22 protein-coding genes are annotated in these 20679 nt (G+C 74.3%); 8 read left to right on the forward strand and 14 right to left on the reverse strand.

Going from position 1 to position 20679, the window contains the following annotated elements; all coding sequences use genetic code 11:
- Window positions 1-87 precede the first annotated feature (87 nt).
- The 3 genes from NFX44_RS19285 to NFX44_RS19295 form a co-directional block, all read right to left on the reverse strand.
- Window positions 88-1008 (reverse strand): hydroxymethylglutaryl-CoA lyase, encoded by a 921-nt coding sequence (locus NFX44_RS19285; protein WP_262284954.1) that lies wholly within the window; start codon window positions 1006-1008, stop codon window positions 88-90.
- A 164-nt stretch (window positions 1009-1172) separates the two neighbouring features.
- Window positions 1173-2510: an acetyl/propionyl/methylcrotonyl-CoA carboxylase subunit alpha gene (locus NFX44_RS19290; protein WP_262284955.1), complete on the reverse strand. Its 1338-nt coding sequence runs from the start codon at window positions 2508-2510 to the stop codon at window positions 1173-1175.
- 96 nt (window positions 2511-2606) lie between these two features.
- Window positions 2607-3233: a TetR/AcrR family transcriptional regulator gene (locus tag NFX44_RS19295; protein WP_262284956.1), complete on the reverse strand. Its 627-nt coding sequence runs from the start codon at window positions 3231-3233 to the stop codon at window positions 2607-2609.
- 113 nt (window positions 3234-3346) lie between these two features.
- Here NFX44_RS19295 and NFX44_RS19300 point away from each other — a divergent pair, with 113 nt between their 5' ends.
- The gene (locus NFX44_RS19300) at window positions 3347-4540 is read left to right on the forward strand and encodes an MFS transporter (protein WP_262284957.1); all 1194 of its coding nucleotides are present in this window, start codon (window positions 3347-3349) and stop codon (window positions 4538-4540) included.
- Window positions 4541-4546: 6 nt separating this feature from the next.
- On the opposite strand, the gene NFX44_RS19305 is transcribed toward NFX44_RS19300, so the two are convergent.
- On the reverse strand, window positions 4547-5701 hold the full coding sequence (locus tag NFX44_RS19305; protein WP_262284958.1) for an FAD-dependent monooxygenase: 1155 nt from the start codon (window positions 5699-5701) through the stop codon (window positions 4547-4549).
- A 103-nt stretch (window positions 5702-5804) separates the two neighbouring features.
- Here NFX44_RS19305 and NFX44_RS19310 point away from each other — a divergent pair, with 103 nt between their 5' ends.
- A complete protein-coding gene (locus NFX44_RS19310) occupies window positions 5805-6377 on the forward strand; it encodes a TetR family transcriptional regulator (RefSeq protein ID WP_262284959.1) in 573 nt (190 codons plus the stop codon).
- Here NFX44_RS19310 and NFX44_RS19315 read toward each other — a convergent pair.
- The 3 genes from NFX44_RS19315 to NFX44_RS19325 all read right to left on the reverse strand — a co-directional run bounded on the left by NFX44_RS19315 (window position 6374) and on the right by NFX44_RS19325 (window position 8732).
- Complete coding sequence (locus NFX44_RS19315; RefSeq protein ID WP_262284960.1) at window positions 6374-7276, reverse strand: sulfurtransferase; 903 nt, start codon at window positions 7274-7276, stop codon at window positions 6374-6376. The two genes, NFX44_RS19310 and NFX44_RS19315, sit on opposite strands and share 4 nt — an antisense overlap.
- 235 nt (window positions 7277-7511) lie before the next feature.
- On the reverse strand, window positions 7512-7958 hold the full coding sequence (locus NFX44_RS19320) for a hypothetical protein (RefSeq protein WP_262284961.1): 447 nt from the start codon (window positions 7956-7958) through the stop codon (window positions 7512-7514).
- Between the two features lie 3 nt (window positions 7959-7961).
- On the reverse strand, window positions 7962-8732 hold the full coding sequence (locus tag NFX44_RS19325; protein WP_262284962.1) for an SGNH/GDSL hydrolase family protein: 771 nt from the start codon (window positions 8730-8732) through the stop codon (window positions 7962-7964).
- A gap of 261 nt (window positions 8733-8993) precedes the next feature.
- Here NFX44_RS19325 and NFX44_RS19330 point away from each other — a divergent pair, with 261 nt between their 5' ends.
- The gene (locus tag NFX44_RS19330) at window positions 8994-10556 is read left to right on the forward strand and encodes a hypothetical protein (protein WP_262284963.1); all 1563 of its coding nucleotides are present in this window, start codon (window positions 8994-8996) and stop codon (window positions 10554-10556) included.
- A 22-nt stretch (window positions 10557-10578) separates the two neighbouring features.
- Window positions 10579-12249: a PQQ-binding-like beta-propeller repeat protein gene (locus NFX44_RS19335; RefSeq protein ID WP_262284964.1), complete on the forward strand. Its 1671-nt coding sequence runs from the start codon at window positions 10579-10581 to the stop codon at window positions 12247-12249.
- A 189-nt stretch (window positions 12250-12438) separates the two neighbouring features.
- Here NFX44_RS19335 and NFX44_RS19340 read toward each other — a convergent pair whose 3' ends face one another.
- Complete coding sequence (locus tag NFX44_RS19340; protein ID WP_262284965.1) at window positions 12439-12813, reverse strand: VOC family protein; 375 nt, start codon at window positions 12811-12813, stop codon at window positions 12439-12441.
- A 116-nt stretch (window positions 12814-12929) separates the two neighbouring features.
- Between NFX44_RS19340 and NFX44_RS19345 the strand changes: the two genes are divergently transcribed.
- The 4 genes from NFX44_RS19345 to NFX44_RS19360 all read left to right on the forward strand — a co-directional run bounded on the left by NFX44_RS19345 (window position 12930) and on the right by NFX44_RS19360 (window position 16322).
- Window positions 12930-14699, forward strand: a complete 1770-nt coding sequence (locus NFX44_RS19345) for a proline--tRNA ligase (RefSeq protein WP_262284966.1) — start codon at window positions 12930-12932, stop codon at window positions 14697-14699.
- 55 nt (window positions 14700-14754) lie between these two features.
- Window positions 14755-15174, forward strand: a complete 420-nt coding sequence (locus NFX44_RS19350) for a CBS domain-containing protein (protein WP_151460556.1) — start codon at window positions 14755-14757, stop codon at window positions 15172-15174.
- 69 nt (window positions 15175-15243) lie between these two features.
- Window positions 15244-15669 (forward strand): SufE family protein, encoded by a 426-nt coding sequence (locus NFX44_RS19355; RefSeq protein ID WP_262284967.1) that lies wholly within the window; start codon window positions 15244-15246, stop codon window positions 15667-15669.
- Between the two features lie 20 nt (window positions 15670-15689).
- Entirely contained in the window at window positions 15690-16322 is a 633-nt protein-coding gene (locus tag NFX44_RS19360; RefSeq protein WP_262284968.1) for a DsbA family protein, read from the forward strand.
- Between the two features lie 36 nt (window positions 16323-16358).
- Here the strand turns inward: NFX44_RS19360 and NFX44_RS19365 are convergent, their stop codons facing one another.
- The 6 genes from NFX44_RS19365 to NFX44_RS19390 all read right to left on the reverse strand — a co-directional run bounded on the left by NFX44_RS19365 (window position 16359) and on the right by NFX44_RS19390 (window position 20481).
- Entirely contained in the window at window positions 16359-16907 is a 549-nt protein-coding gene (locus NFX44_RS19365) for a YbaK/EbsC family protein (RefSeq protein ID WP_262285164.1), read from the reverse strand.
- 82 nt (window positions 16908-16989) lie between these two features.
- Window positions 16990-17184 carry a hypothetical protein gene (locus tag NFX44_RS19370; protein ID WP_262284969.1) on the reverse strand — a complete coding sequence of 65 codons (195 nt, stop codon included), beginning with the start codon at window positions 17182-17184 and terminating at the stop codon, window positions 16990-16992.
- 37 nt (window positions 17185-17221) lie between these two features.
- Window positions 17222-18001, reverse strand: coding sequence for an SDR family oxidoreductase (locus NFX44_RS19375; RefSeq protein WP_262284970.1), 780 nt, complete (start codon window positions 17999-18001; stop codon window positions 17222-17224).
- Window positions 18002-18076: 75 nt separating this feature from the next.
- Window positions 18077-18742 (reverse strand): GAP family protein, encoded by a 666-nt coding sequence (locus NFX44_RS19380; RefSeq protein WP_262284971.1) that lies wholly within the window; start codon window positions 18740-18742, stop codon window positions 18077-18079.
- 52 nt (window positions 18743-18794) lie between these two features.
- A complete protein-coding gene (locus tag NFX44_RS19385; RefSeq protein WP_262284972.1) occupies window positions 18795-20165 on the reverse strand; it encodes an MFS transporter in 1371 nt (456 codons plus the stop codon).
- A 55-nt stretch (window positions 20166-20220) separates the two neighbouring features.
- On the reverse strand, window positions 20221-20481 hold the full coding sequence (locus NFX44_RS19390) for a hypothetical protein (protein WP_262284973.1): 261 nt from the start codon (window positions 20479-20481) through the stop codon (window positions 20221-20223).
- Between the last annotated feature and the right edge of the window lie 198 nt (window positions 20482-20679).

Below are 20679 nucleotides of genomic sequence, written 5' to 3' on the forward strand. Positions count from 1 at the left end.
CAATGATCATGAAGTTGTTGCCCTCGGCCGCGGCGTGTCGCGGCAACAACTTCATGATCACCGCGGGCGGGTGGTCGGGGTGGACGGTCAGGAGGGGATCGGGGTGAGGCGGGTGCGGGGTCCGGCGCGGAGGACGCCGGACGGCAGCTTCTTGCCGACCAGCCGCTCGGCCAGCTCGGCCGCCTCGATCAGGGCGGCCAGGTCGATGCCGGTGTCGATGCCCATGTCGTGCAGCATGTGCACGGCCTCCTCGGTGGCGAGGTTGCCGCTGGCGCCGGGGGCGTACGGGCAGCCGCCGAGGCCGCCCACGCTGGCGTCGAACTCGGTGATGCCCAGCTCCATGGCGGTGAGCATGTTGGCCAGCGCGGTGCCCCGGGTGTTGTGGAAGTGCAGCAGCACCGGCAGGTGGGCGTTGCGGTCGCGAACCGCGGTGACCAGCTCGCGGACCCGCCGGGGCGTACCCATGCCGGTGGTGTCACCGAAGGCCACCCGGTCGGCGCCGTCCCGGACCACCCGGTCGACGATGCCGGCCACCCGCTTCGGGTCGACGTCACCCTCGTACGGGCAGCCGAAGCTGGTCGCCACGATCACCTCGGCGGTCGCGCCCGCGCCGTGCAGCAGGTCGATCAGCTCCGCGATGTCGTCGAGCGACTCCTCGGTGGACCGGTTGACGTTGCGCCGGTTGTGCGTGTCGCTGGCCGAGACCACCACCTCGATCTCGGTGAAGCCGGCGGCGAGGGCGCGCTGCGCGCCCCGGGTGTTCGGCACCAGCGCCGAGTAGCGCACGCCGTCGGCCTTTGCGGCCCGCTGCCACACCTCGTCGGCGTCGGCCATCTGCGGGATCGCCTTCGGGTGCACGAAGGACACCGCCTCGATCCGCCGCACGCCGGTGCCCGAGAGGGCATCCAGCAGCCGCACCTTGGCCTCGGTGGGAATCGGCTCCTCGTTCTGGAGCCCGTCCCGCGGCCCGACCTCCCGGATGGAGACGAACTCCGGCAGTTCCGCCATAAGGGGTCACCTCACTGTGACGGTGTTGGGTGATGGGTCCTCCCAGCATCCCACCCGTCCCCGACGCCCCGGTGATCATGAAGTTAGCGGCAGATTCTGCCCTTTTTGTCGCCGCTAACTTCATGATCAACCACAGCAGGAGGCGGGTGGGGGTGGGGGTGGGGTCAGCGCATGCGGGAGACGATGCCGGTGTCGTAGTCGCCCGACAGGAACTCCGGGTTCTCCAGCAGCTCGGCGAAGAAGGGGAGGTTGTTCTTCGGGCCGGCGATCTCGAACTGGGCCACCGCGGCCCGCGCGCGCTCGACCGCCTCGGTTCGATCTCGGCCACTGACGATCAGCTTGGCCAGCAGGCTGTCGTAGAACGGGGTGACCGTGTTGCCGGCGACGTAGCCGGAGTCGACGCGTACGCCCTCGCCGGCCGGCTCGTTCCAGGTGCTGATCGCGCCCGGGCCGGGCAGGAAGCGCTTCGGGTCCTCGGCGTTGATCCGCAGCTCGATGGCGTGCCCGCGCGGCGCGAGCGCGTCCGGGTCGAAGGTCGGGGCCAGGCCGGCGGCCACCCGCAACTGCTCCTCGACCAGGTCGACGCCGTAGACGTACTCGGTGACCGGGTGCTCGACCTGCAGCCGCGTGTTCATCTCCAGGAAGAAGAACTCACCGGACGCGGGATCGAGAAGGCACTCGACCGTGCCGGCGTTGCGGTAGTTGACCGCCTCGCCCGCCCGGACCGCCGCCGCCAGGAACCGCTCACGCAGCTCGGGCGACACCGCCGGGGACGGGGACTCCTCGACCAGCTTCTGGTTGCGCCGCTGCACCGAGCACTCCCGCTCGCCGAGGGCCACCACCCGGCCGTCGGCCAGGCCGAGGATCTGCACCTCGACGTGGCGCACCCGGGGAAAGTACCGCTCGATCAGCACCGAGCCGTCGCCGAACATCCGCTCGGCGAACGAGCGGACCTTGTCGTACTCGGAGCGCAGCGCGGCCTCGTCGGTCGCCACGCCCATGCCCATGCCGCCGCCACCGGCTGCGGCCTTGACCATCACCGGGTAGCCGATCTCCGCGGCGGCGGTGACCGCCGCGTCCAGGTCGGCCGCCGGCTCGGTGGTGCCCGGCGCGACCGGCACCCCGGCCGCCGCCATCAGGTTCCGCGCGTTGATCTTGTCGCCCATCGCGGTGATCGCGTCCGCGCCGGGCCCGACCCAGATCAGGCCGCTGGCCTGGACGGTACGGGCGAAGTCCGCGTTCTCGGACAGGAAGCCGTAGCCGGGGTGGATCGCCTGGGCGCCGGTGTCCTTCGCGGCGGCGAGGATCGCCTCGACGTTGCGGTAGCTGAGCGCGGGATTGGCCGGGCCGACGCAGACCGCCTGGTCGGCCTCGGTCACGAAGGGCAGGCCGGCGTCGGCCTCCGAGTGCACCGCGATCGCCCGGATTCCGAGCCTCTTCGCGGTGCGGATGATCCGGCGCGCGATCTCGCCCCGGTTGGCCACCAACAGCGATTCGAACAAGGAAGGGTCCCTTCTTGACGCCTCTTGCATAGCAGGGGCCCCTTCTTAACACGCCGACGACGCGCACGCTTAACGGGCGTTAAGGCGCGCCGCGTGTCAGGCCGGGTCGGTGGGGGCCAGCAGCGCGGCAAGCGTGGCGCCCCGCAGCAGCTCGGCCCGGCGGCGGCGGTCCACCTCGCCACCGAGGAACGGGGTGGAGTTCATGAGGCCGAACGCCGCGTGCGCGAGCACCCGTGCCTCGCCGTCCGGCAGCCCGGGGTGCAGGGCGGTCAGCACGGTGACCCACTCCTCGACGTACATCCGCTGGAGCCGGCGGATCCGGCGGCGCGGCTCGTCCGGGAGGCGGTCCAGCTCGTGCAGGTGCAGGGCGATCACCGCCGGGTTGGCCAGCGCGAAGTCGACGTGGAAGTCGATCAGCGACTCCAGCGTGCCGCGCGGGTCGTCGGGGTGGTTGGCGGCCCGTTCCCGGCCGCCGGCGAGCAGCCCCTCGCTGACCGGGATCAGCGCGGCGGCCAGCATCGCCTCCTTGCCGGCGAAGTGGTGGTAGAGCGCCGGGCCGGTGACACCGGCGGCGGCGCCGATGTCGTCCATCGACACCCCGTGGTAGCCCCGCGCCGCGAAGAGCCCGACCGCGATCTCCAGGATCTCGTCGCGCCGGGACCGGCGCCGGCCCGCACCCGTCGCGCCGTTCGCCGCGCCCCGCGCCTGCTGTTCCACCGCCACCGGACCAGCCTAGACCGCGTACCCAAGCTGGTGGAGTCTCGGTTACCCGTCGGTCGCCTCACATCCCGGGCCGCTTGACCCTCGACCCGGTTCAGGCCGCAGGGTCCGTCGGCATGACCGCCACCGTGCTCGGCCGGGACTACCGCCTGCTCTGGTCCGCCGCCGTCTCGTCCCGGTTCGGCGACGCGCTGCGTACGCCGGCCCTGGCCCTGCTGGCCGCCGCGCTCACCCGCGACCCCCGGGCGATCGCCGCGGTGACCGTGGCGGGACAGCTCCCGCCGCTGCTGTTCGGGCTGCTCGGCGGCGCGTACGCCGACCGGTGGGACCGGCGCCGCACGATGGCGGCGGTGGACGGGGCCCGGGCCGTGGTGGTGGCCGCGCTGGCCGGGCTGGTCGCCTCCGGCCGGGCCGGGGTCGCCGCGCTGGCCGCCGCCGCGTTCCTGCTCGCCACCCTGGGCACGCTCTTCGACGCGTCCGCCTTCGCGCTGCTGCCGTCGCTGGTGTCGCGGGCCGCGCTGCCCGCTGCCAACGGCCGGCTCCAGGCCGGCACGGCCGTGGCCGGTGGGCTCCTCGGCGCCCCGCTGGCCGGCGTCCTCTTCGCCCTGGCCGCGGCGCTCCCCTTCGCCGTGGACGCGCTCACCTTCGCCCTCGCGGCCGCTCTCGCCCTCGCCCTCCGTCCGCTGCCGGCGGCGCCGCCCCGGCCGGCGGCGTCCGGGGTGTGGCGGGAGGCGTGGGCCGGGGTGCGGTGGGTGCGCCGGGACCGGGTGCTGTGGGGGGTCACCCTCGCCGCGGCGGGGTCGAACCTGGCGATCAGCGGTTTGATGGCCGTGCTGGTGCTCTACGCGCTCGGGGCGCTGCGGGTGCCGGCGCAGGCGTACGGGCTGTTCGCGGCGGGCGTGGTGATCGGTGGGCTGCTCGGTGCACTGGTGGCCGGGCGGGTGGCGACCCGGCTCGGCACGCTGCCCGCGCTGCGCGCGGTGCTGCTCGGGCAGACCGTGGCGCTGGCCGGGTTCGCCCTGGCCCGCGGCCCGCTGGCCGGGCGCGTGGCGCTGGCCGCGTTCGCCGCCGGCACGACGATCTGGAACAGCCTGTGGTCCGCGTACGGGCAGGGGCACGTGCCGGCGGAACTGCTCGGGCGGGTCGGCGCGGCGCAGCGGGTGATCGGCCTGGCCGCCGCACCGCTCGGGGCGGCGCTGGCCGGGTTGGCCGGCGAGGCGTACGGCGTGGGCTGGGTGGTCGGCGCGGCGGCGGGCGTGTTCGCCCTGGTCACCGCCGGCGCGTGGGGAACGCTGCGCGGGGCCGCCTGACCCGGGTCAGCGGCCGTCCGGCTCGAACCCGGCCAGCCGCACGGCGAGCCGCCGCCGCGCCGGGGGCAGTCCGGAGGCGACCCGGAGCACCAGGTCGCGCAGCGGGCGGGCGACCGGCGGGACGGCGGCGAGCCGGGTGAGCCCGGCGGCGAAGCCGAGCACCTCCTCGGCGAGCGGGCGGCGGGCGGCGGCGTACCCGTCGAGGAGCGTGTCGGGACCGCCGGCGAGCACCGCCGCGAGGGCGTCGCCGAGGGCGACGGCGTCGCGGAGGCCGAGATTCATGCCCTGGCCGCCGGCCGGGCTGTGCACGTGCGCCGCGTCCCCGGCGAGCAGCACCGGGCCGGACCGGTAGCTGCTCGCGATCCGGTGGTGGATCCGGAACCGGGAACTCCAGCGCACGTCGGTGACCCGGTCCGGGCGCCGGGCCGGCCCCCGCTCGTCGAGCAGCGCCTGGAAGTGCCGTGCCCCCGGCTCGCGCGGCGCGTCGTCGACCGCGGCGACCAGCCGGACCAGCCCGCCGGGCAGTGGCGCCCAGACCAGTGGGCCCTGCCGGGCCAGGAAGAGGTTGACCTGGTCACGGGGCAGCGCGCTGTCCACCCGGACGTCCGCGAGCAGGAACGACTCGCCGGGGTCGGCCGGCCCGCCGAAGTCGATGCCGGCCAGCTCGCGGACCGGGCTGCGCATGCCGTCGGCGCCGACCACCCACCGGGCCCGGACCGTCTCGCCGCCCGCGAACGTCGCGGTGGCGCCGGCGCCGTCGAGATCGAGGCCGGTCAGCTCGTACGGCCGGAGCACCCGGCCGCCCAGCGCGGTGAGCCGGTCGGCGAGCACCGCCTCGGTCTCGGCCTGGGAGACCAGCAGCGCGTACGGGTAGCGGGACGGCAACCGGTCGAAGGGGACGGTGAGCAGCATCCGGTCGCGGTCGCGGACGGTGAACCGGGTCGACGGCAGCCCCCGGGCGGCCAGCGGTGCGGCGACGCCGATCCGGTCCAGCACCTCCAGGGTGCCGGCGTGCACGACGGCCGCCCGGGAGGTGAGCGGCGGGCCGGGCAGCCGGTCCACCACGGTCGCGGTCACGCCGTGCCCGGCCAGGGCGACGGCGGCGGCCAGGCCGGTCGGCCCGCCCCCCACCACGAGGACGTCGGTGCGCTCGGGCAGCATGGCCCACCTCCGGGTTCGCCAACAACTGTTTGCCAACGCTTGTTGACAACGGTAGGCGCGCTGCGGTTTCGGTGTCAACGCTTGTTGGCCTACAGTTGTGGGCATGACCGACACGGCACCCCGCGCCCGGCGCTCCGACGCCACCCGGGCGGCCATCCTGCGCGCGGCCCGCGAGCGCTTCGCCGCCGACGGCTACGAGCGGGCCACCATCCGGGCCATCGCCGCCGACGCGCGCATCGACCCGTCGATGGTCATGCGCTACTACGGCAGCAAGGAAGGGCTGTTCGCCGCGGCGGCCGAGTTCGACCTGCGCCTGCCGGACCTGGCTGCCGTGCCACCCGACCGGCTCGGCGAGACGCTGGTCCGCCACTTCCTCGGCCGCTGGGAGGGGGACGAGACCCTCGCGGCGCTGCTCCGCGCCGCGAGCACCAACCCGGGCGCGGCCGAGCGGATGCGCCGGATATTCGCCGACCAGCTCGCCGCCGCCGTGGCCGGCTTCGGCACCGACCCGGCGACCACCGGCCGCCGGGCCGGCCTGGTGGCCAGCCAGATCCTCGGGCTGGCCTTCACCCGCTACATCGTCCGGCTGCCCCCGGTGGTGGAGATGGCGCCGGAGGACGTGGTCGCCTGGGTCGCCCCGACCCTCCAGCGCTACCTGACCGGTCGACCGGCCTAGCCGGTGAAGCTGCCCGGCTCCTCGCCCCGCGCGACGGGGGCCCGGACCAGGTTGCCCCACTCGGTCCACGAGCCGTCGTAGTTGCGGACCCGCGGGAACCCGAGCAGGTGGTGCAGCACGAACCAGGTGTGACTGGACCGCTCGCCGATCCGGCAGTAGGCCACCACGTCGTCCGACGGGCTCAGCCCGAGCTGGTCGACGTAGATGGCGCGCAGCTCGTCCGCCGGCTTGAAGGTGCCGTCCTCGTTCGCGGCGGCCTTCCACGGCTTGCTCACCGCGCCCGGGATGTGCCCGCCGCGCAGCGCGCCCTCCTGCGGATAGGCCGCCATGTGCAGCATCTCGCCGGTGTACTCACCCGGCGACCGCACGTCGACCAGCGGCCGGCCGGCGGTCACGTGCGCCATCACCTCGTCACGGAACGCCCGGATCGGCGCGTCGTCGCGCGCCGGCACCGGGTAGTCGGCGCGCGGCCGGTTCACCGTGTCCTTCGACATCTCGCGTCCCTCGGCCACCCACTTCATCCGGCCACCGTCGAGCAGCCGGACGTCGGCGTGGCCGAAGAGCGCGAACACCCAGAGGGCGTACGCGGCCCACCAGTTGAAGTTGTCGCCGTAGAAGACCACCGTGTCGTCGCGGCCGATGCCCTTGGCCGCGCACAGCTCGGCGAAGCTCTTGGCGTCGAGGTAGTCCCGGGTCACCTGGTCGTTCAGCTCGGTGTGCCAGTCGACCTTCACGGCGCCGGGGATGTGCCCGGTGTCGTAGAGGAGCACGTCCTCGTCGGACTCGACCACCACGAGACCCTCGTCGCCCAGGTGCTCGGCCAGCCACTCCGTGGTGACCAGGCGCTGCGGGTCGGCGTACGACTGGAGGTGCGGGTTCGGATCACTCGGCACAGGCATGAGCCCCAAGGTACGCCGGATCACCGGGCGGCGACCGGCCATCCCGAATCGGGCGCAGCGAACGTGACGGGCCGCACGTGACGGTGGTGACCCGTCGACCACAGAGGATCGCGCCGACCGTACGGCACGGGACCGGACCACCCCCGGCGGGAACAGCACCGGGGTGTTTCCGGGCACCGGCCGGGGCACGGACCGGACGTGGACCTGGCTCTCCTGACCGGCGCCCGGCCGCCGGTCAGGCCCGGCGGTGCACCAGCCGCCCGGCGACCACCGTGGCCAGGCAGGAGCCGTCGGCGGCGAACACCGCCAGGTCGGCCCGGCCGGCGACCACCAGCGCCGGCGGCCGGGCGGCGGCGAGCACCGCCACCTCGTTGCGCGCGGCGGCGGCCCGCAGCGCCGGGTCGGTGACGTGCTCGGCGAGCACCGCGGCGGCACCGAGCCGGAACAGGGCGTGCACCCGTTCGCGCGGGCTCGGCGCGGGCGGCAGGGGCCCGTCGTGCACCAGCGCCGGCCCGAGGGCGCCGGCCCACCGCCGCACCCGCACCTCCGGGTACGCCCCGGTCAGCTCGTCCAGCGGCGCCACCGCCTCGATCCGGTCGCCGCTCACCAGCACGGCGTGCCCGGGCCGGGGCTCGTCGTCGAGGGTGAGCCGCAGCAGGGGCGCGGCGTGCAGGGTCCGCACCGGTCAGTCGAGGGTGATCGGCCCGAGCACCGGCCGCTTGGCGGTGATCAGGTCGCCGGAGGAGCGGCCGGTCAACCGCCGCTTGATCCAGGGGGCCAGGTGCTGGCCGGCCCAGCGCAGGTCGGCGGCCCGGGCGGCCAGCCACGGGGTAGGCGCCGGATGCGGCGGCACCATGAGCCACTCCTCGTCGCAGCCCACGCCGAGCGCGCTGAGCACCTGCCCGGCCACCCGCCGGTGCCCGGCCGCCGACAGGTGCAGGCGGTCGGTGCTCCAGAGCATCGGGTTGAGGTAGGTGTCGTCGGCGTACAGGTCGACCAGGATGGCGCCGTGCCGCTCGGCGACCTCGCCGACCACCCGGTTGAGCAGAGCCACCCGGGGTGCCACCAGCCGCTGCCCGGGCAGCCGGGCCATCACGTCGGCGAACCGGAACAGCACCACGTCGGCGCCCCCGGCGCGCAGCCGGCCGATCACCGCGTCGAAGCGCGGCACGAAGGCATCCGGATCGAAGGTACGGCGCAGCACGTCGTTGCCGCCGGCCGCGAAGCTGATCAGGTCCGGCTTCATGTCCAGGGCGGCCGGCACCTGCTCGGCCACGATGTTCGGGAACAGCCGGCCCCGGATGGCCAGGTTGGCGTAACCGAAGTCGGGGCCGGCCTCGGCGGCGAGCCGGGTGGCGACCAGGTCGGCCCAGCCGCGGTAGGTGCCGTCCGGATACGCGTCGTCCATACCCTCGGTGAAGCTGTCGCCCACCGCCACGAAGCTGCGCCAGCGCACTGCGCCTCCCTCTGACTGACCCGGCAGAGCTGCGTCGGCCAGTCTCGCACCGACCGGGCCCTCGCCGCCCGACCCCCGCGCAGGACGTGGCGGAGGTCATCGACGGCGAGGCGTGAGCAGAGTCATCGGGACAAATGTCCCGCTTGGTGGGTCCGGGGCAGAATCCGTCCGCGGGACCGGGGATGATGTTGCCCGTCATCCGGCCCGCGGTGGAGGCGCCCGCCGCCGCGGCTGGTCAGCGACGGCGCGAACGAGGAACGCATGACCCAGGGACACCCGGCCACCTTCCCGGCCGACGGTCAGCCGCACCCGCCGGGCCAGGCGTATCCGGCCGCACCACCGGGCGTCCCCGCCCCGCCCGGCTACCCGCCGCCGGGGGCGTACCCGGGCGGGCCCGGGCAGCCGGGGTTCGGGCCGGGGCAGCCGGGCTTCGGGCCGTACCCGCCGGCCGCACCGCCGCCGCCGAAGTCGCGGCGCGGCCTCTGGATCGGGCTGGGTGCCGGGGCGCTGGCGCTGACCCTCTGTGCCGGCACGGCGATCGGCGTGGGCGTGGGGTTGAGCAAGCGCGGCGAGGACGCGGCACCGAAGGCCGCCGCCGCGGCCAACGGGGTGACCGTCAACCAGCATGAGCTGGACGACCTGCTGGCCCGGCACAGCAAGGCCCTCGCCGACAAGGACCTCAAGGGCTACCTGGCCCCCTTCGACCCGGCCCGCAAGGACCTGGTCGCGGGCCAGACCCGGCTCTTCACCAACCTGGGCAAGCTGCCGCTGGCGGTCGGCCAGTACCGGACCATCGCCCAGCAGGGGCGGACCACCGACAGCTTCGGCCGCGGGGTCAGCTTCCAGCTCGACGTCTCCTTCGTGCACCAGTTCGAGGGGTACGACCTCACCCCGGTCGCCGAGTGGTACCGCTGGACCGTCGTCCGGGAGAGCCAGGGCGCCCCGCTCAAGGTCACCGCGGTCACCGGGGCGCCAGCCGCGATGGGCAGCTCGAAGACGGTCTACTACCCGGGCCCCTGGGACAAGTGGCGCGACATCCACGTCGAGCGCACCGCGCACACCCTGGTCATCACCGACGCCGCGCTGGCCGCTCAGGCGAAGCGGTACGCGCCGGCCGCCGAGGCGGCGGTGGCCGACGACTTCGCCGCCTGGCAGGCCGGCGGGGTCACCGCGAACATCCCGAAGGGCTTCGTCATCAGCCTGGTCAAGGGAAAGCAGGACCTGGGCTCGCTCTACCGGATCAACAAGGAGAAGACCACCGAGTCCGGCGTCTCGATCGGCATGGTCTCCGCCGACCGGAAGCAGGACATCGACATCGGCGGCAGCCGGATCGTGATCGACGTGGCCGACCGGTCGTTCTTCGCCGCCGGTAACACGCGGGGGCCCCGGGAGATCTTCCGGCACGAGGTGGGCCACTCCCTGGTCGCCAGCCTGGAGGACGCCGACAAGCAGGACTTCTTCGACGGCATCGAGAACTGGATCGTGGAGGGCTTCGCCGAGTACCTGGCCCACCGGGGTGAGCCGCTGCGGTCCAGCGGCCGCACCCCGCAGGCACGGTCGATCGTCCGCTCGGGCGACTGGGAGGGCACGCTGCCGGGCAACGCCGAGTGGGACCTCTCGGGGCGGACCAGCTTCCACTACTGGCTCGGGCACGCGGCGATGACCCACCTCGCGGAGAAGTACGGCGAGCAGAAGCTGTTCCAGTTCGTGACCGCCCGCTACCGGGGCGCGACCGCCGACCAGGCCAGCCGGCAGGTGCTCGGCGTCCCGCTGGCCCAGTTCCAGACCGGCTGGGCGGCGTACGTGCGGGCGCAGGCGCGCTGAGCGGGAACCCGAGGAGCGAACGATGACGAACCCGCAGTCCCCCTGGCAGCCGCAGCCCGGAGCACCGGGCGGCCCGCCGGTCCCGCCGCAGCCGCAGTACCCGCCGCCCCCGCCGCCACAGTCCGGGGCGCAGGTCCCGCCGCAGGCCGCGCCACAGGTTCCGGCGGGAGGGGCACCACAAGCCCCGCAGCCGGGTTGGCCGCAGCCGCCGCAGGGCCCGTCGGCGCAGGGCGGGCACCCGGGCTGGCCGCCGGCCCCGCAGGCCGGTCAGCCGGCGTACCCCGTGGCCGGTCAGCCGGCGTACCCCGTGGCCGGTCAGCCCGCGTACCCACCGCCCGGTTGGCCGGGGGCGGCACCGACCCGGCCGGTGGCGCCCAAGCGGCGTGGGCGTCTGGCGCTGGTGATCGCCGGCGGGCTGGTGGCCGTGCTGGCCGTCGGTGCCGGCACCGCCTACGGCGTCTCCCGGCTGATCGGCGGAAGCTCCGGCGACGGCGACCTGAAGACCGCCTGGGTGCTGGACTTCCCCGAGCGGCAGAACATGACCGGACTCACCGCGTTCGACCAGGAGGACATGTTCGGCGCCTGGCTGGTCGGCGACAACGTGGTACGGGCGCAGGCGGACGGGGTGCTCGCCTACCGGCTTTCCGACGGCGGGCAGGCCTGGGGTGCCCCCGCGCCGGACGGAACCTCGGTCTGCGTCGCGGCCCAGGCGGTGACCGACGGCCGGGGCGCGGTTGCGGTCGGCTCCGACAAGTCCTGCAACACCGTCGCCGGGGTCGACCTGAACAGCGGCAAGGTGACCTGGCAGGCCAGGTTCCCCGCGCCGGTCATCGAGGGGCGCGACACCCTGACCGCGCCGGACCTGTCGGTCGCCGGTCAGCAGGTGATCGTCCGCTCCGAGGACACGATGATCGGGTTCTCCCTCGCCGACGGGAAGCAGCTGTGGCGCACCACCGGGAAGAAACTGCTGCCGGGCCGCGGCTGCGGATTCAAGGACATGCGGGCCGCCGACGACCTGGTCGTGGTCACCTACGGCTGTTCCCGGGGCGGTGAGGTCGACGGCGTCGACCCGGCCACCGGCAAGGTGCGCTGGCGGCAGCGGCTGCCCGAGTCGAAGCTCATCGATGGCGTGCTGAGCGTGCATCCGGCGGTGGGCCTGCCGGGGCTCGGGCATGACGCGTACACGATCCGGGACTCACGGACCGGCAAGGAGGTGGCCTCCTTCACCGATCCGATCGACGGCGTCGAGCTGTGGGACGTGCCGCCAAACCGGTCCAACGCCATCGACGGTCCGGCGATCTACGAGTGCCTCGTCACCGACGACACCCTCTACTTCCCGACTTTCCCCAAGCCGGTGCCAGGCACCGGGCGGTCGGCCAACCAGATCCTCGCGATCGACCTGGCCACCGGCAAGAAGCGTTGGATCTCCTCCGGCCACAGCGGCAGCAAGGTCCAGCTGATCCGCCAGGACGAGCAGGGCGTGCTCGCCTGGGAGGCCGGCGACCGGAAAAAGCAGCCGCCGCGCCTGGTCCGCATCGACCCGGCCACCGGCAAGGTCAGCGTGGTGGCGGAGGGGCCGTTCTCGGCCGGCTTCGAGGGCGAGTCGGCAAAGGTCATGGAGCGGGACGGGGTCGTGGTGATCGTGCCCTGGAAGCACGTCGTCGCAGACCGGGCGATCACCGTTCTCCGCTGACCGGGACCGCGGGAAGGGGCGGACCACCGGTCGGTGGGCCGCCCCTCCGCGTAGGTCACCGATCCTCGATGACCCCCCGCCTTCACCCCGGCCACCTGGCGCGCCTTCATCGCGAGGCCCCTGCCCGCCGTTCAGCCCGTGGTGGCGTGAGTCGTTCGCGACATCAGGTCCACTCGCCGTCGCCACGGTTCAGAGGTAGAGGCAGAACGGGTGGCCGGCCGGGTCGAGGTGCACCCGGACGTCGTCCTGGGGCTGGAAGTCCGCCACGGTGGCGCCCAGGGACACCGCGTACGCCGACGCCGCGTCGAGGTCGTCGACCTTGATGTCGAGGTGGGCCATCATCTGCGGCTCGCCCGGACCGGCCGGCCAGACGGGCCGTACGTACGCCGGCTCGGTCTGGAATGCCAGCCCGGCACCGCCCCCGGCGGCGGCCAGGACGACCCAGTCCGGCTCGTCCTCGTCCCGCGACCACCCGAGCAGCCGTTCGTAGAACCCGGCCAGCTCGCGCGCGTCGGGCGCGTCCAGCACGGTCGTCGTCAGCGTCAGCCGAGGCCTCTCATCCATCCCTCTCTCCTACCCGCACACCGGCGCCTCCACCCCCGGACACCGGCCGGCCGAGATCCCCCGAAACGGGGACGAATACGATCGCCCGCCGACGCCGCCCGCCGTACGCTGCCTCAATGCTGCTGCGCATGTCGACCCTGCTGCTCCGGACCCTGCGCGAGGACCCGGCCGACGCGGAGGTGCCGAGCCACCGGCTCCTGCTCCGGGCCGGCTACATCCGCCGGGCCGCACCGGGCGGCTACACCTGGCTGCCGCTGGGCAAGCTGGTGCTGGACCGGGTCACCGAGATCGTCCGCACGGAGATGGCGGCGATCGGCGACCAGGAGGTGCACTTCCCGGCGCTGCTCCCGGCCGAGCCGTACCGGACCAGCGGGCGGTGGACGGAGTACGGCGACGACATCTTCACCCTCGAGGACCGGAAGGGTGCCGAGCATCTGCTCGCTCCGACCCACGAGGAGATGGCCGCGCTGCTGGTGAAGGACCTGTTCAACTCGTACCGGGACTTCCCGGTGACGCTGTTCCAGATCCAGACCAAGTTCCGGGACGAGGCCCGGCCGCGGGCCGGCCTGCTGCGCGGGCGCGAGTTCCTCATGAAGGACGCCTACTCGTTCGACCTGGACGAGGGCGGGCTCCAGGCGGCCTACGACCGGCACCGCGAGGCCTACCAGCGGATCTTCACCCGGCTCGGGCTGGACTTCACGGTGGTGCACGCGATGTCCGGGGCGATGGGCGGCTCGGCGTCGGAGGAGTTCCTGGCCGCGACGCCGGTCGGCGAGGACACCTACGTGGGCTGCACCGCCTGCGACTACGCGGCCAACACCGAGGCCGTGGTGACCCGTGCGCCGGCGGCCGGGGACCCGGACGCGCACCCGGCGGCGGAGGTGTACGACACCCCGGAGACGCCGACCATCGCGTCCCTGGTCGAGCTGGCCAACGCCCGCGCGCTGGCCGGCCGGACCGACTGGACCGCCGGCGACACGTTGAAGAACGTGGTGCTGGCCGTGCGCCGGCCGGGCGCCGAGCAGGCGGAGCTGCTGGTCATCGGCCTGCCCGGCGACCGCGAGGTGGACCTGAAGCGGGTCGAGGCCGCCCTGGCACCGGCCACCGTGGCGGTCTTCGACGACTGGCCGGCCCACCGCGAGCTGGTCCGCGGCTACCTCGGTCCGCAGATCCTCGCCAAGCACGGGATCCGCTACCTGGTCGACCCACGGGTGGTGGCCGGCACCAGTTGGCTGACCGGCGCCAACGAGCCGGGCCGGCACGCCACGAACGTCGCCTGCGGGCGGGACTTCACCCCGGACGGCACGATCGAGGCCGCCGAGGTGCGCGCCGGTGACCCCTGCCCGGCCTGCGGCACGGGTGAGCTGACCATGCGCCGGGGCATCGAGGTGGGGCACATCTTCCAGCTCGGACGCCGCTACACCGACGCGTTCGCGGTCGACGTGCTCGGCCCGGAGGGCAAGCCGGTCCGGCCCACCATGGGCTGCTACGGCATCGGTGTGTCGCGAGCGGTCGCGTCGGTCGCCGAGCAGCACCACGACGACCGGGGGCTGGTCTGGCCGGCCGAGGTCGCGCCGTGCGACGTACACCTGGTGGCGGCCGGGAAGGGGCCGCAGCTCGACGCGGCGCTGGAGCTCGGCGGGCGGCTCTCCGCCGCCGGCCTGCGGGTGCTGGTCGACGACCGCACCCACGTCTCGGCCGGGGTGAAGTTCACCGACGCCGAGCTGATCGGCATCCCGCGCACCGTCGTGGTCGGCCGCCGGCTGGCCGAGGGGCACGTCGAGCTGCGTGACCGGGCCTCCGGCGAGCGGATCGAGTCGCCGGTGGACGGCCTGGTCGAGCGCCTGCTCGACGAGTCGCGTGGGGCGCGCCGCAACGGGGTGTAGCGGACGCGCCACGGGGTACCGCAGACGGATCGACCAAGGTGTTTCGGAGGCTCTCATGTACCGGGTCAGTGACGTGATGACCAAGCAGGTGGTCTACCTGCCCGCGGAGACCCCCCTGGACGAGGCGGCCAGGGTGATGAAGGAGTCGGACATCGGCGATGTCGTGGTCACCGACGGAGCCACCCTGGCCGGCGTGTTGACCGACCGCGACATCGTGGTGCGGGCGGTCGCCGAGCGGGCCGACCCGGGGAGCACCACTATCGGTTCGATCGTCACCCGCGAGGTGGTGATGATCGAGCAGCACTGCACCGCGGGCGAGGCGGCCGCGCTGATGCGCGAGCGCAACATCCGGCGCGTCCTCGTGTGCGACAGCGACCGCAAGCTGGTCGGCATCGTCTCGCTCGGCGACCTGGCGATGCAGCTCGACCCGAACTCCGCGCTGAGCGACATCAGCGAGGCCGCCCCGAACGTGTGATCCGCCCGACCCGGTGCCCTCCCGGCCGACCCCGGAGGGCGCCGGGTCGCCGGCGGTAGCCTGGCGGTCATGTCCGAGATGCCGAGCAAGCTGGCCGAGATCGTCGACGAGTTCGCCAGCGCCCCGCGCGACGTGGTGCTGGAGATGCTGCTGGAGTTCTCCGACGTGATCCCGCCGCTGCCCGAGGGCGTGGACCGGGGCGACCTGGAGCAGGTCCCGGAGTGCCAGACCGCCTTCTTCCTGCGTGCCGAGGTCAACCCGGACAGGACGGTGAGCACCATCTTCGACTGTCCGCCGGAGGCGCCGACCACCCGGGCGTTCGCCGGCATCCTCGCCGAAGGGCTGGCCGGCGCGAGCGCCGAGGACGTGCTGGCCGTGCCGGACGACCTCTACCAGCGGATGGGCCTGGCCCAGGCGATCAGCCCGCTGCGGATCCGTGGTGGCAGCGCCATCCTGGCCCGGCTGAAGCGGCAGGTCCGGGAACAGATCTCCTGATCGACGGGTTGTCGCTGGTCATGGAGATCGAGATCTACGCCGACGTCGTCTGCCCCTGGTGCTGGATCGGCAAGCGCCGCCTGGAGCAGGCCCTGGAGCGGTACGACGGCGAGGTGACCGTCCGGTTCCGGCCGTTCCAGCTGGACCCGACGCCGGTGACCGAGCCGAAGCCGCTCATCGAGGCGCTGGGCGCGAAGTTCGGTGGCCGGGACCAGGCCGAGGGCATGGCCGCCCACGTCACCCAGGTCGCCAAGGGTGCGGGGATCGAGATGCACTTCGACCGCGCGGTGGCCGCGAACACCTTCGAGGCGCACCGGCTGGTCCGGTTCGCCACCGAGCGGGGCCGGGCCGCCGAGCTGGTCGAGCGGCTCTACCGGGCGCACTTCCAGGACGGGATCGACGTCGGGTCGACCGACGCGCTGGTCAAGCTGGCCGCCGAGGTGGGGCTGGACGAGACCGAGGCCCGGGACTACCTGGAGTCGAACCTCGGTCGCCGCGAGGTGGCCGCCGACCTGAGCGAAGCGCACCAGCTGGGCGTCTCCAGCGTGCCGACCTTCGTGCTCGCCGGGAAGTACGCCGTGACCGGCGCCCAGGAGCCGGAGACCCTGCTGGCCGCACTCCACGAGGTGGCGCAGCGGGAGGCGTCCGCGTGATGTTTCACGTGGAACAAGATCGATGCGGGTGACGGCCTAGGCCGGTCGGGCCAGGTCCTCCACCACCGTTGCCCCGGGCAGCGCGCCGAGCGCCGGCCCGGGCAACGCGATCTTGCTGTGCCGTACGCCGGAGCCGATGATCACGTGCGGCGTGGCGATCACGCGCGAGTCGACCAGGATCGGCCAGTCCTCCGGGAGCCCGATCGGGGTGATCCCGCCGTACTCCATCCCGGTCAGCTCGACCGCCTCGGCCATCGGCGCGAAGCTCGCCTTGCGCACGTCGAGCATCCGGCGGACCACGCCGTTCACGTCGGCCCGGGTGGTGGCGAGCACGATGCAGGCCGCGTACCGGATCTCGCCGCCCCGCTTGCCGGCGACCACCACGCAGTTGGCCGACTCCTCCAGCCCCACCTCGTACGCCGCGCAGAACGCCGCCGTGTCGGCCAGCTCGGCGTCGATCGGGGCGACCAGCACGTCGTCCACGTCCACCGGAGCCTCGTCCGGCCACCGCTCGATCGCGGCGGCCACCGGCGCGGCCAGCAGGTCCAGTCGGGTACGGGCGGGCTCGGTCTTCAGCGTCCCCATCACGGCTGCGATCCTCGCACCCGCCGGGCGGCTCCGCTCACCGACGTCCCGACCGGCCCGGATCGCGGACGAGGTCGACGGTTCAGCTGCCGGTGAGGAAGGCGTTCTCCCGGGCGAACGTCCGGTCCTGGTGGGCCGCCAGCTCCTCGGCCCGCAGGGCTTGGGCGCGGTGGGTTTCGACGTCCTCGATGCCGTGCCGGACCCCGAGCCGGATCACGCCGTAGAGGAAGACGAAGCCGAAGACGTACAGGATCACGGTGGTGAGGAAGACCAGCATGCGGCCACGGTAGGGCGGCCCGGAACCGCAAGAGGTTTCATCTCCGGCCGGTTCCCCCGTACGTGTCGGCGAGGTGGTCGGCCCAGGTCCGCGTGCCGGTCGGGGTGGCGGTGGTGGTGAGCCCGCCGGCGCGCAACTCCCGGCCGAGCCGACCCGGGATCCGCACCGGCAGCAACGGACGGCGCGACCGCCGGGCCGTCCGCCAGGCGCGGGCCGCCTCGTCGTAGCGGAGCACCTCCGGGCCGGCGAGCTCCTCGATCCGCCCCGACGGGCCGGCGGCCAGCATCCCGGCGAGCCGGTCCGCCACCTCGCCGGGGTCGACCGGCTGGGCGAGCACCTTCGGGTCCCCGAGCACCGGGCCGAACCGGCTCGCGGCCCGCAACAGGTACTCCAGGAACTCCGGGAACTGGGTCGCCCGCAGCACGCTCCACGGCACCGGCCCGGCCGCCACCACCTGCTCGGCCGCGAGCTTGTGCCGGTAGTAGCCGAACGGCACCCGGTCGACGCCGACGATCGAGACGTAGACCAGGTGGCCCACCGCCGCGTGCCCGGCGGCCAGCGCCAGCCGGCGGGTGCCCAGCACGTCGATCTCGTGGGTGCGCCGGTTCGGCGAGGAGGCCAGGTGCAGCACGGCCTCCATCCCGTCGGCCGCCGCGGCCAGCCCCTCACCGGTGGCCAGGTCGGCCGCCACCCACTCGACCCCGGCGTCGGTCCGGGGCCGGCGGCTCACGGCGCGGACCGTGTGGCCCTCGTCGCGCAGCCGGGGCAGCGCCACCCGCCCGAGCCGTCCACTCGCCCCGGTCACCAGCACCCGCATCTCGTACTCCCCTCCACGCGCTCGCTCCCTCCTGGACGGCCCCGGGCGGCCCGAGGTGACCGGCTGTGCGGCGGCTCACCCCCGGCGGCTCGACTCCAGCAGGTCCAGCACGGTCACCAGCGCGAAGAACGCGATCACCACCTCGCTGACCACCCAGCCGTGCCGGTCGGCCCAGGTCCGCAGCCGGGGCAACGCCGTCGCGGCCCGCCCGCGGGCCAGCAGCAGGATGAGCAGCGGCACGGCGAGCAGCCCGAGAGTCAGCAGGACGAACGGCAGCAGGTGCCACCACGCCAGGTCGTGCCGGGCGACGCTGGCGCCGACGGCCGCCATGGTGAGGTCGTCGCTCGGCGCAGTGGCGAAGAGCACCACCCCGAGCCGCAGGGCGTATCCCGGCCCGGCCCGCCGGAGCGGCTCCATCCAGCGGGGCGGGCCGGTCCGGTGCCGGCGCAGGAAGACGACCACCGCCAGGACCACCAGCAACGCCAGCACCGCCCAGTCGATCCAGATCGCGGTCCGTTCGAACCTGGCGACGTCGGTTGCCGCTCGCGCCTCCGGACCGCGGAGCACCCTGGTGAGCAGCCAGCTCAGCGTCACCCCGGCGACGACCACCACGCCCGCCCCGGCGAGGTACCCGAGCGAAGCGGCCCGAGGCCGCTCGGCCGAGGCGAGGAGGACCGCCGCGACCACCTGCGTCCCGGCCACCATCACCACGGCCAGCGGCAGGATGGTCAGGAAGTTCATGGCCCGCCCATCCTCCCGGGCCGCCAGCCGGCCCGGGCCCGCTTTGCCCGGATCACCGGCGGGCGAGCACCACCCGGCCGGCGAGCAGCACGCCGAGCAGCCCGCAGCCGGCCGCCACGGCCAGCGTCGTCACGTAGCTCGCCCGGCCCGGCGCCGATCCGGCGGCCAGCACGGCACCGGTCAGCGCCAGCACCGTGGCGGCGGAGAGCGAGTCGCCCAGTTGCAGTGCCGAGCTGTTCCGGCCCTGCTCGGCCGGGGCCGACAGATCCAGGGTGAGCACCGACAGGGACGGGTAGAGCAGACCCATGCCGAGGCCGGCGACGGCCCAGGCGAACACCGCGGGCGCCACCGGCACGGCCGGCAGGAGGGCCAGCGTGACGCCGGCCGTGCCGGCGGCGATGCAGGCCAGCCCGATCCGGGGCAGGGTGGCGGCGGAGCGTGGCGCGGCGATCCGGCCCTGGATCCACGAGCCCACCGACCAGGAGAGCGCGCCGACGGTCAGCACCAGCCCGGCCGCGGTCGGCGAGAAGCCCCGCTCCCGGGACAGCATCAGCGGGATCACCACCTCCGCCCCGGCGAACGCCGCCGAGGCCAGGCCGCGCAGGCCGATCACGGTCGGGAGCCCCCGGGCGGCCCGCAGGAACCCCGCCGGCAGCAGCCGCGGTACGCAGACCAGCAACCCGACCAGCGCCGCACCGATCAGCCCGGCGGCGAGAGCGCCGCGCTGCTGCCCCCCGTAGTGCAGCAGTGCGGCGCTCGCCCCCGCCCCGCAGGCCCAGCCGATCCGGGCCAGCGCACCGGCCGGCGGCCGGGCCGGCACCGCCGCGCCCAACGCCCGCAGCCCCGGCTGGACCAGCAGCACCGCCGGCACCGCGACCGCCGGCACCGCGAGGAACACCCAGCGCCAGCCCAGGTGCTCGACGATCAGCCCGGCCACCGCCGGACCGACCAGCGACGGCACCACCCACGCCGCGGCGAACGCGGCGAACACCCGTCGCCGCAGCTCCTCCGGGTACGCCTGCCCGACGATCACGTACAGCGCCACGGAGAGCAGGCCGGAGCCGAAGCCCTGCACGACCCGCCCGACGACCAGTACCTCCATGGTGGGCGCGGCGCCCGCCACCACGAGTCCCGCCACGAACCAGGCGACCCCGTGCCACATGGCCGGGCGCGGCCCCCGGGCGTCGCACCAGATGCCGGAGGCGACCATGGCGACCACGCCGGAGGCGAACGGGCCGCCGAAGGCGAGCGCGTAGAGGCCGAGACCGTCCAGGGTGCGGGCGACCGTCGGCATGGCGGTGCCCACCGCGAGCGCCTCGAAGGCGAGCAGCGACACCAGGGCGACGCTGCCCACGGTCATCGCCCGCAGCCGCGGCGACCAGAGGTGTGCGGGCGGGGCCGGCGGTGCGGCGGTGACGGTCATGGGCTCAAGCCTCGGACCTCAACCGGGATTGAGGTCAACGGTGAGCCCCGTCTCGTCAGGCCGCCGTGAGCGCCTCGCCCACCCCGTTCACCAGGCCCGAGTAGTGCTGGTCCATGAGCAGGTGCCCGGCCGTCACGACGAGGGCCAACGGCCACTCGATGACCTGGAGCGCGGCGAGCACGCCCAGCCCCGCGTAGAAGGCCAGCTTGTCCGGTGGCGGCACCGCCACCTCGCCGAGCACCGGGACCTCCACCCGCCGGCAGTACGTCTTGAACATCTCCCGCGACCCGCTGAGATTGCGTGTCAGCGTGCTCATCCGCGCCTCCCCGGTTACGACGATCTTCCGAGCGGCATTCCACCGGCCTCCCCGTCCATGCCCCGGGCAGGGCGGAAACTTCCCCTACCGGAGGGGCATAACGGACGCTGCGGCGGGAAGTCGGGCTCGCCGGGACGAGGTGCGGGAGGCGAGATGGCGTACGACGACGGGAGCAGCGGGAAGCGGGGCCGGGAGCCC

The organism is Micromonospora sp. MA102, from assembly GCF_025460765.1.
Taxonomy (GTDB): Bacteria; Actinomycetota; Actinomycetes; order Mycobacteriales; family Micromonosporaceae; genus Micromonospora; species Micromonospora halotolerans.

Excerpts from the sequence above, each read along its gene's own strand:
- NFX44_RS19285 (WP_262284954.1), bottom strand. The coding sequence starts at position 1,008 with ATGGCGGAACTGCCGGAGTTCGTCTCCATCCGGGAGGTCGGGCCGCGG.
- NFX44_RS19300 (WP_262284957.1), top strand. The coding sequence starts at position 3,347 with ATGACCGCCACCGTGCTCGGCCGGGACTACCGCCTGCTCTGGTCCGCC.
- NFX44_RS19305 (WP_262284958.1), bottom strand. The coding sequence starts at position 5,701 with ATGCTGCCCGAGCGCACCGACGTCCTCGTGGTGGGGGGCGGGCCGACC.
- NFX44_RS19310 (WP_262284959.1), top strand. The coding sequence starts at position 5,805 with ATGACCGACACGGCACCCCGCGCCCGGCGCTCCGACGCCACCCGGGCG.
- NFX44_RS19315 (WP_262284960.1), bottom strand. The coding sequence starts at position 7,276 with ATGCCTGTGCCGAGTGATCCGAACCCGCACCTCCAGTCGTACGCCGAC.
- NFX44_RS19330 (WP_262284963.1), top strand. The coding sequence starts at position 8,994 with ATGACCCAGGGACACCCGGCCACCTTCCCGGCCGACGGTCAGCCGCAC.
- NFX44_RS19335 (WP_262284964.1), top strand. The coding sequence starts at position 10,579 with ATGACGAACCCGCAGTCCCCCTGGCAGCCGCAGCCCGGAGCACCGGGC.
- NFX44_RS19340 (WP_262284965.1), bottom strand. The coding sequence starts at position 12,813 with ATGGATGAGAGGCCTCGGCTGACGCTGACGACGACCGTGCTGGACGCG.
- NFX44_RS19345 (WP_262284966.1), top strand. The coding sequence starts at position 12,930 with ATGCTGCTGCGCATGTCGACCCTGCTGCTCCGGACCCTGCGCGAGGAC.
- NFX44_RS19350 (WP_151460556.1), top strand. The coding sequence starts at position 14,755 with ATGTACCGGGTCAGTGACGTGATGACCAAGCAGGTGGTCTACCTGCCC.
- NFX44_RS19355 (WP_262284967.1), top strand. The coding sequence starts at position 15,244 with ATGTCCGAGATGCCGAGCAAGCTGGCCGAGATCGTCGACGAGTTCGCC.
- NFX44_RS19360 (WP_262284968.1), top strand. The coding sequence starts at position 15,690 with ATGGAGATCGAGATCTACGCCGACGTCGTCTGCCCCTGGTGCTGGATC.
- NFX44_RS19365 (WP_262285164.1), bottom strand. The coding sequence starts at position 16,907 with ATGGGGACGCTGAAGACCGAGCCCGCCCGTACCCGACTGGACCTGCTG.
- NFX44_RS19370 (WP_262284969.1), bottom strand. The coding sequence starts at position 17,184 with ATGCTGGTCTTCCTCACCACCGTGATCCTGTACGTCTTCGGCTTCGTC.
- NFX44_RS19375 (WP_262284970.1), bottom strand. The coding sequence starts at position 18,001 with ATGCGGGTGCTGGTGACCGGGGCGAGTGGACGGCTCGGGCGGGTGGCG.
- NFX44_RS19380 (WP_262284971.1), bottom strand. The coding sequence starts at position 18,742 with ATGAACTTCCTGACCATCCTGCCGCTGGCCGTGGTGATGGTGGCCGGG.
- NFX44_RS19385 (WP_262284972.1), bottom strand. The coding sequence starts at position 20,165 with ATGACCGTCACCGCCGCACCGCCGGCCCCGCCCGCACACCTCTGGTCG.
- NFX44_RS19390 (WP_262284973.1), bottom strand. The coding sequence starts at position 20,481 with ATGAGCACGCTGACACGCAATCTCAGCGGGTCGCGGGAGATGTTCAAG.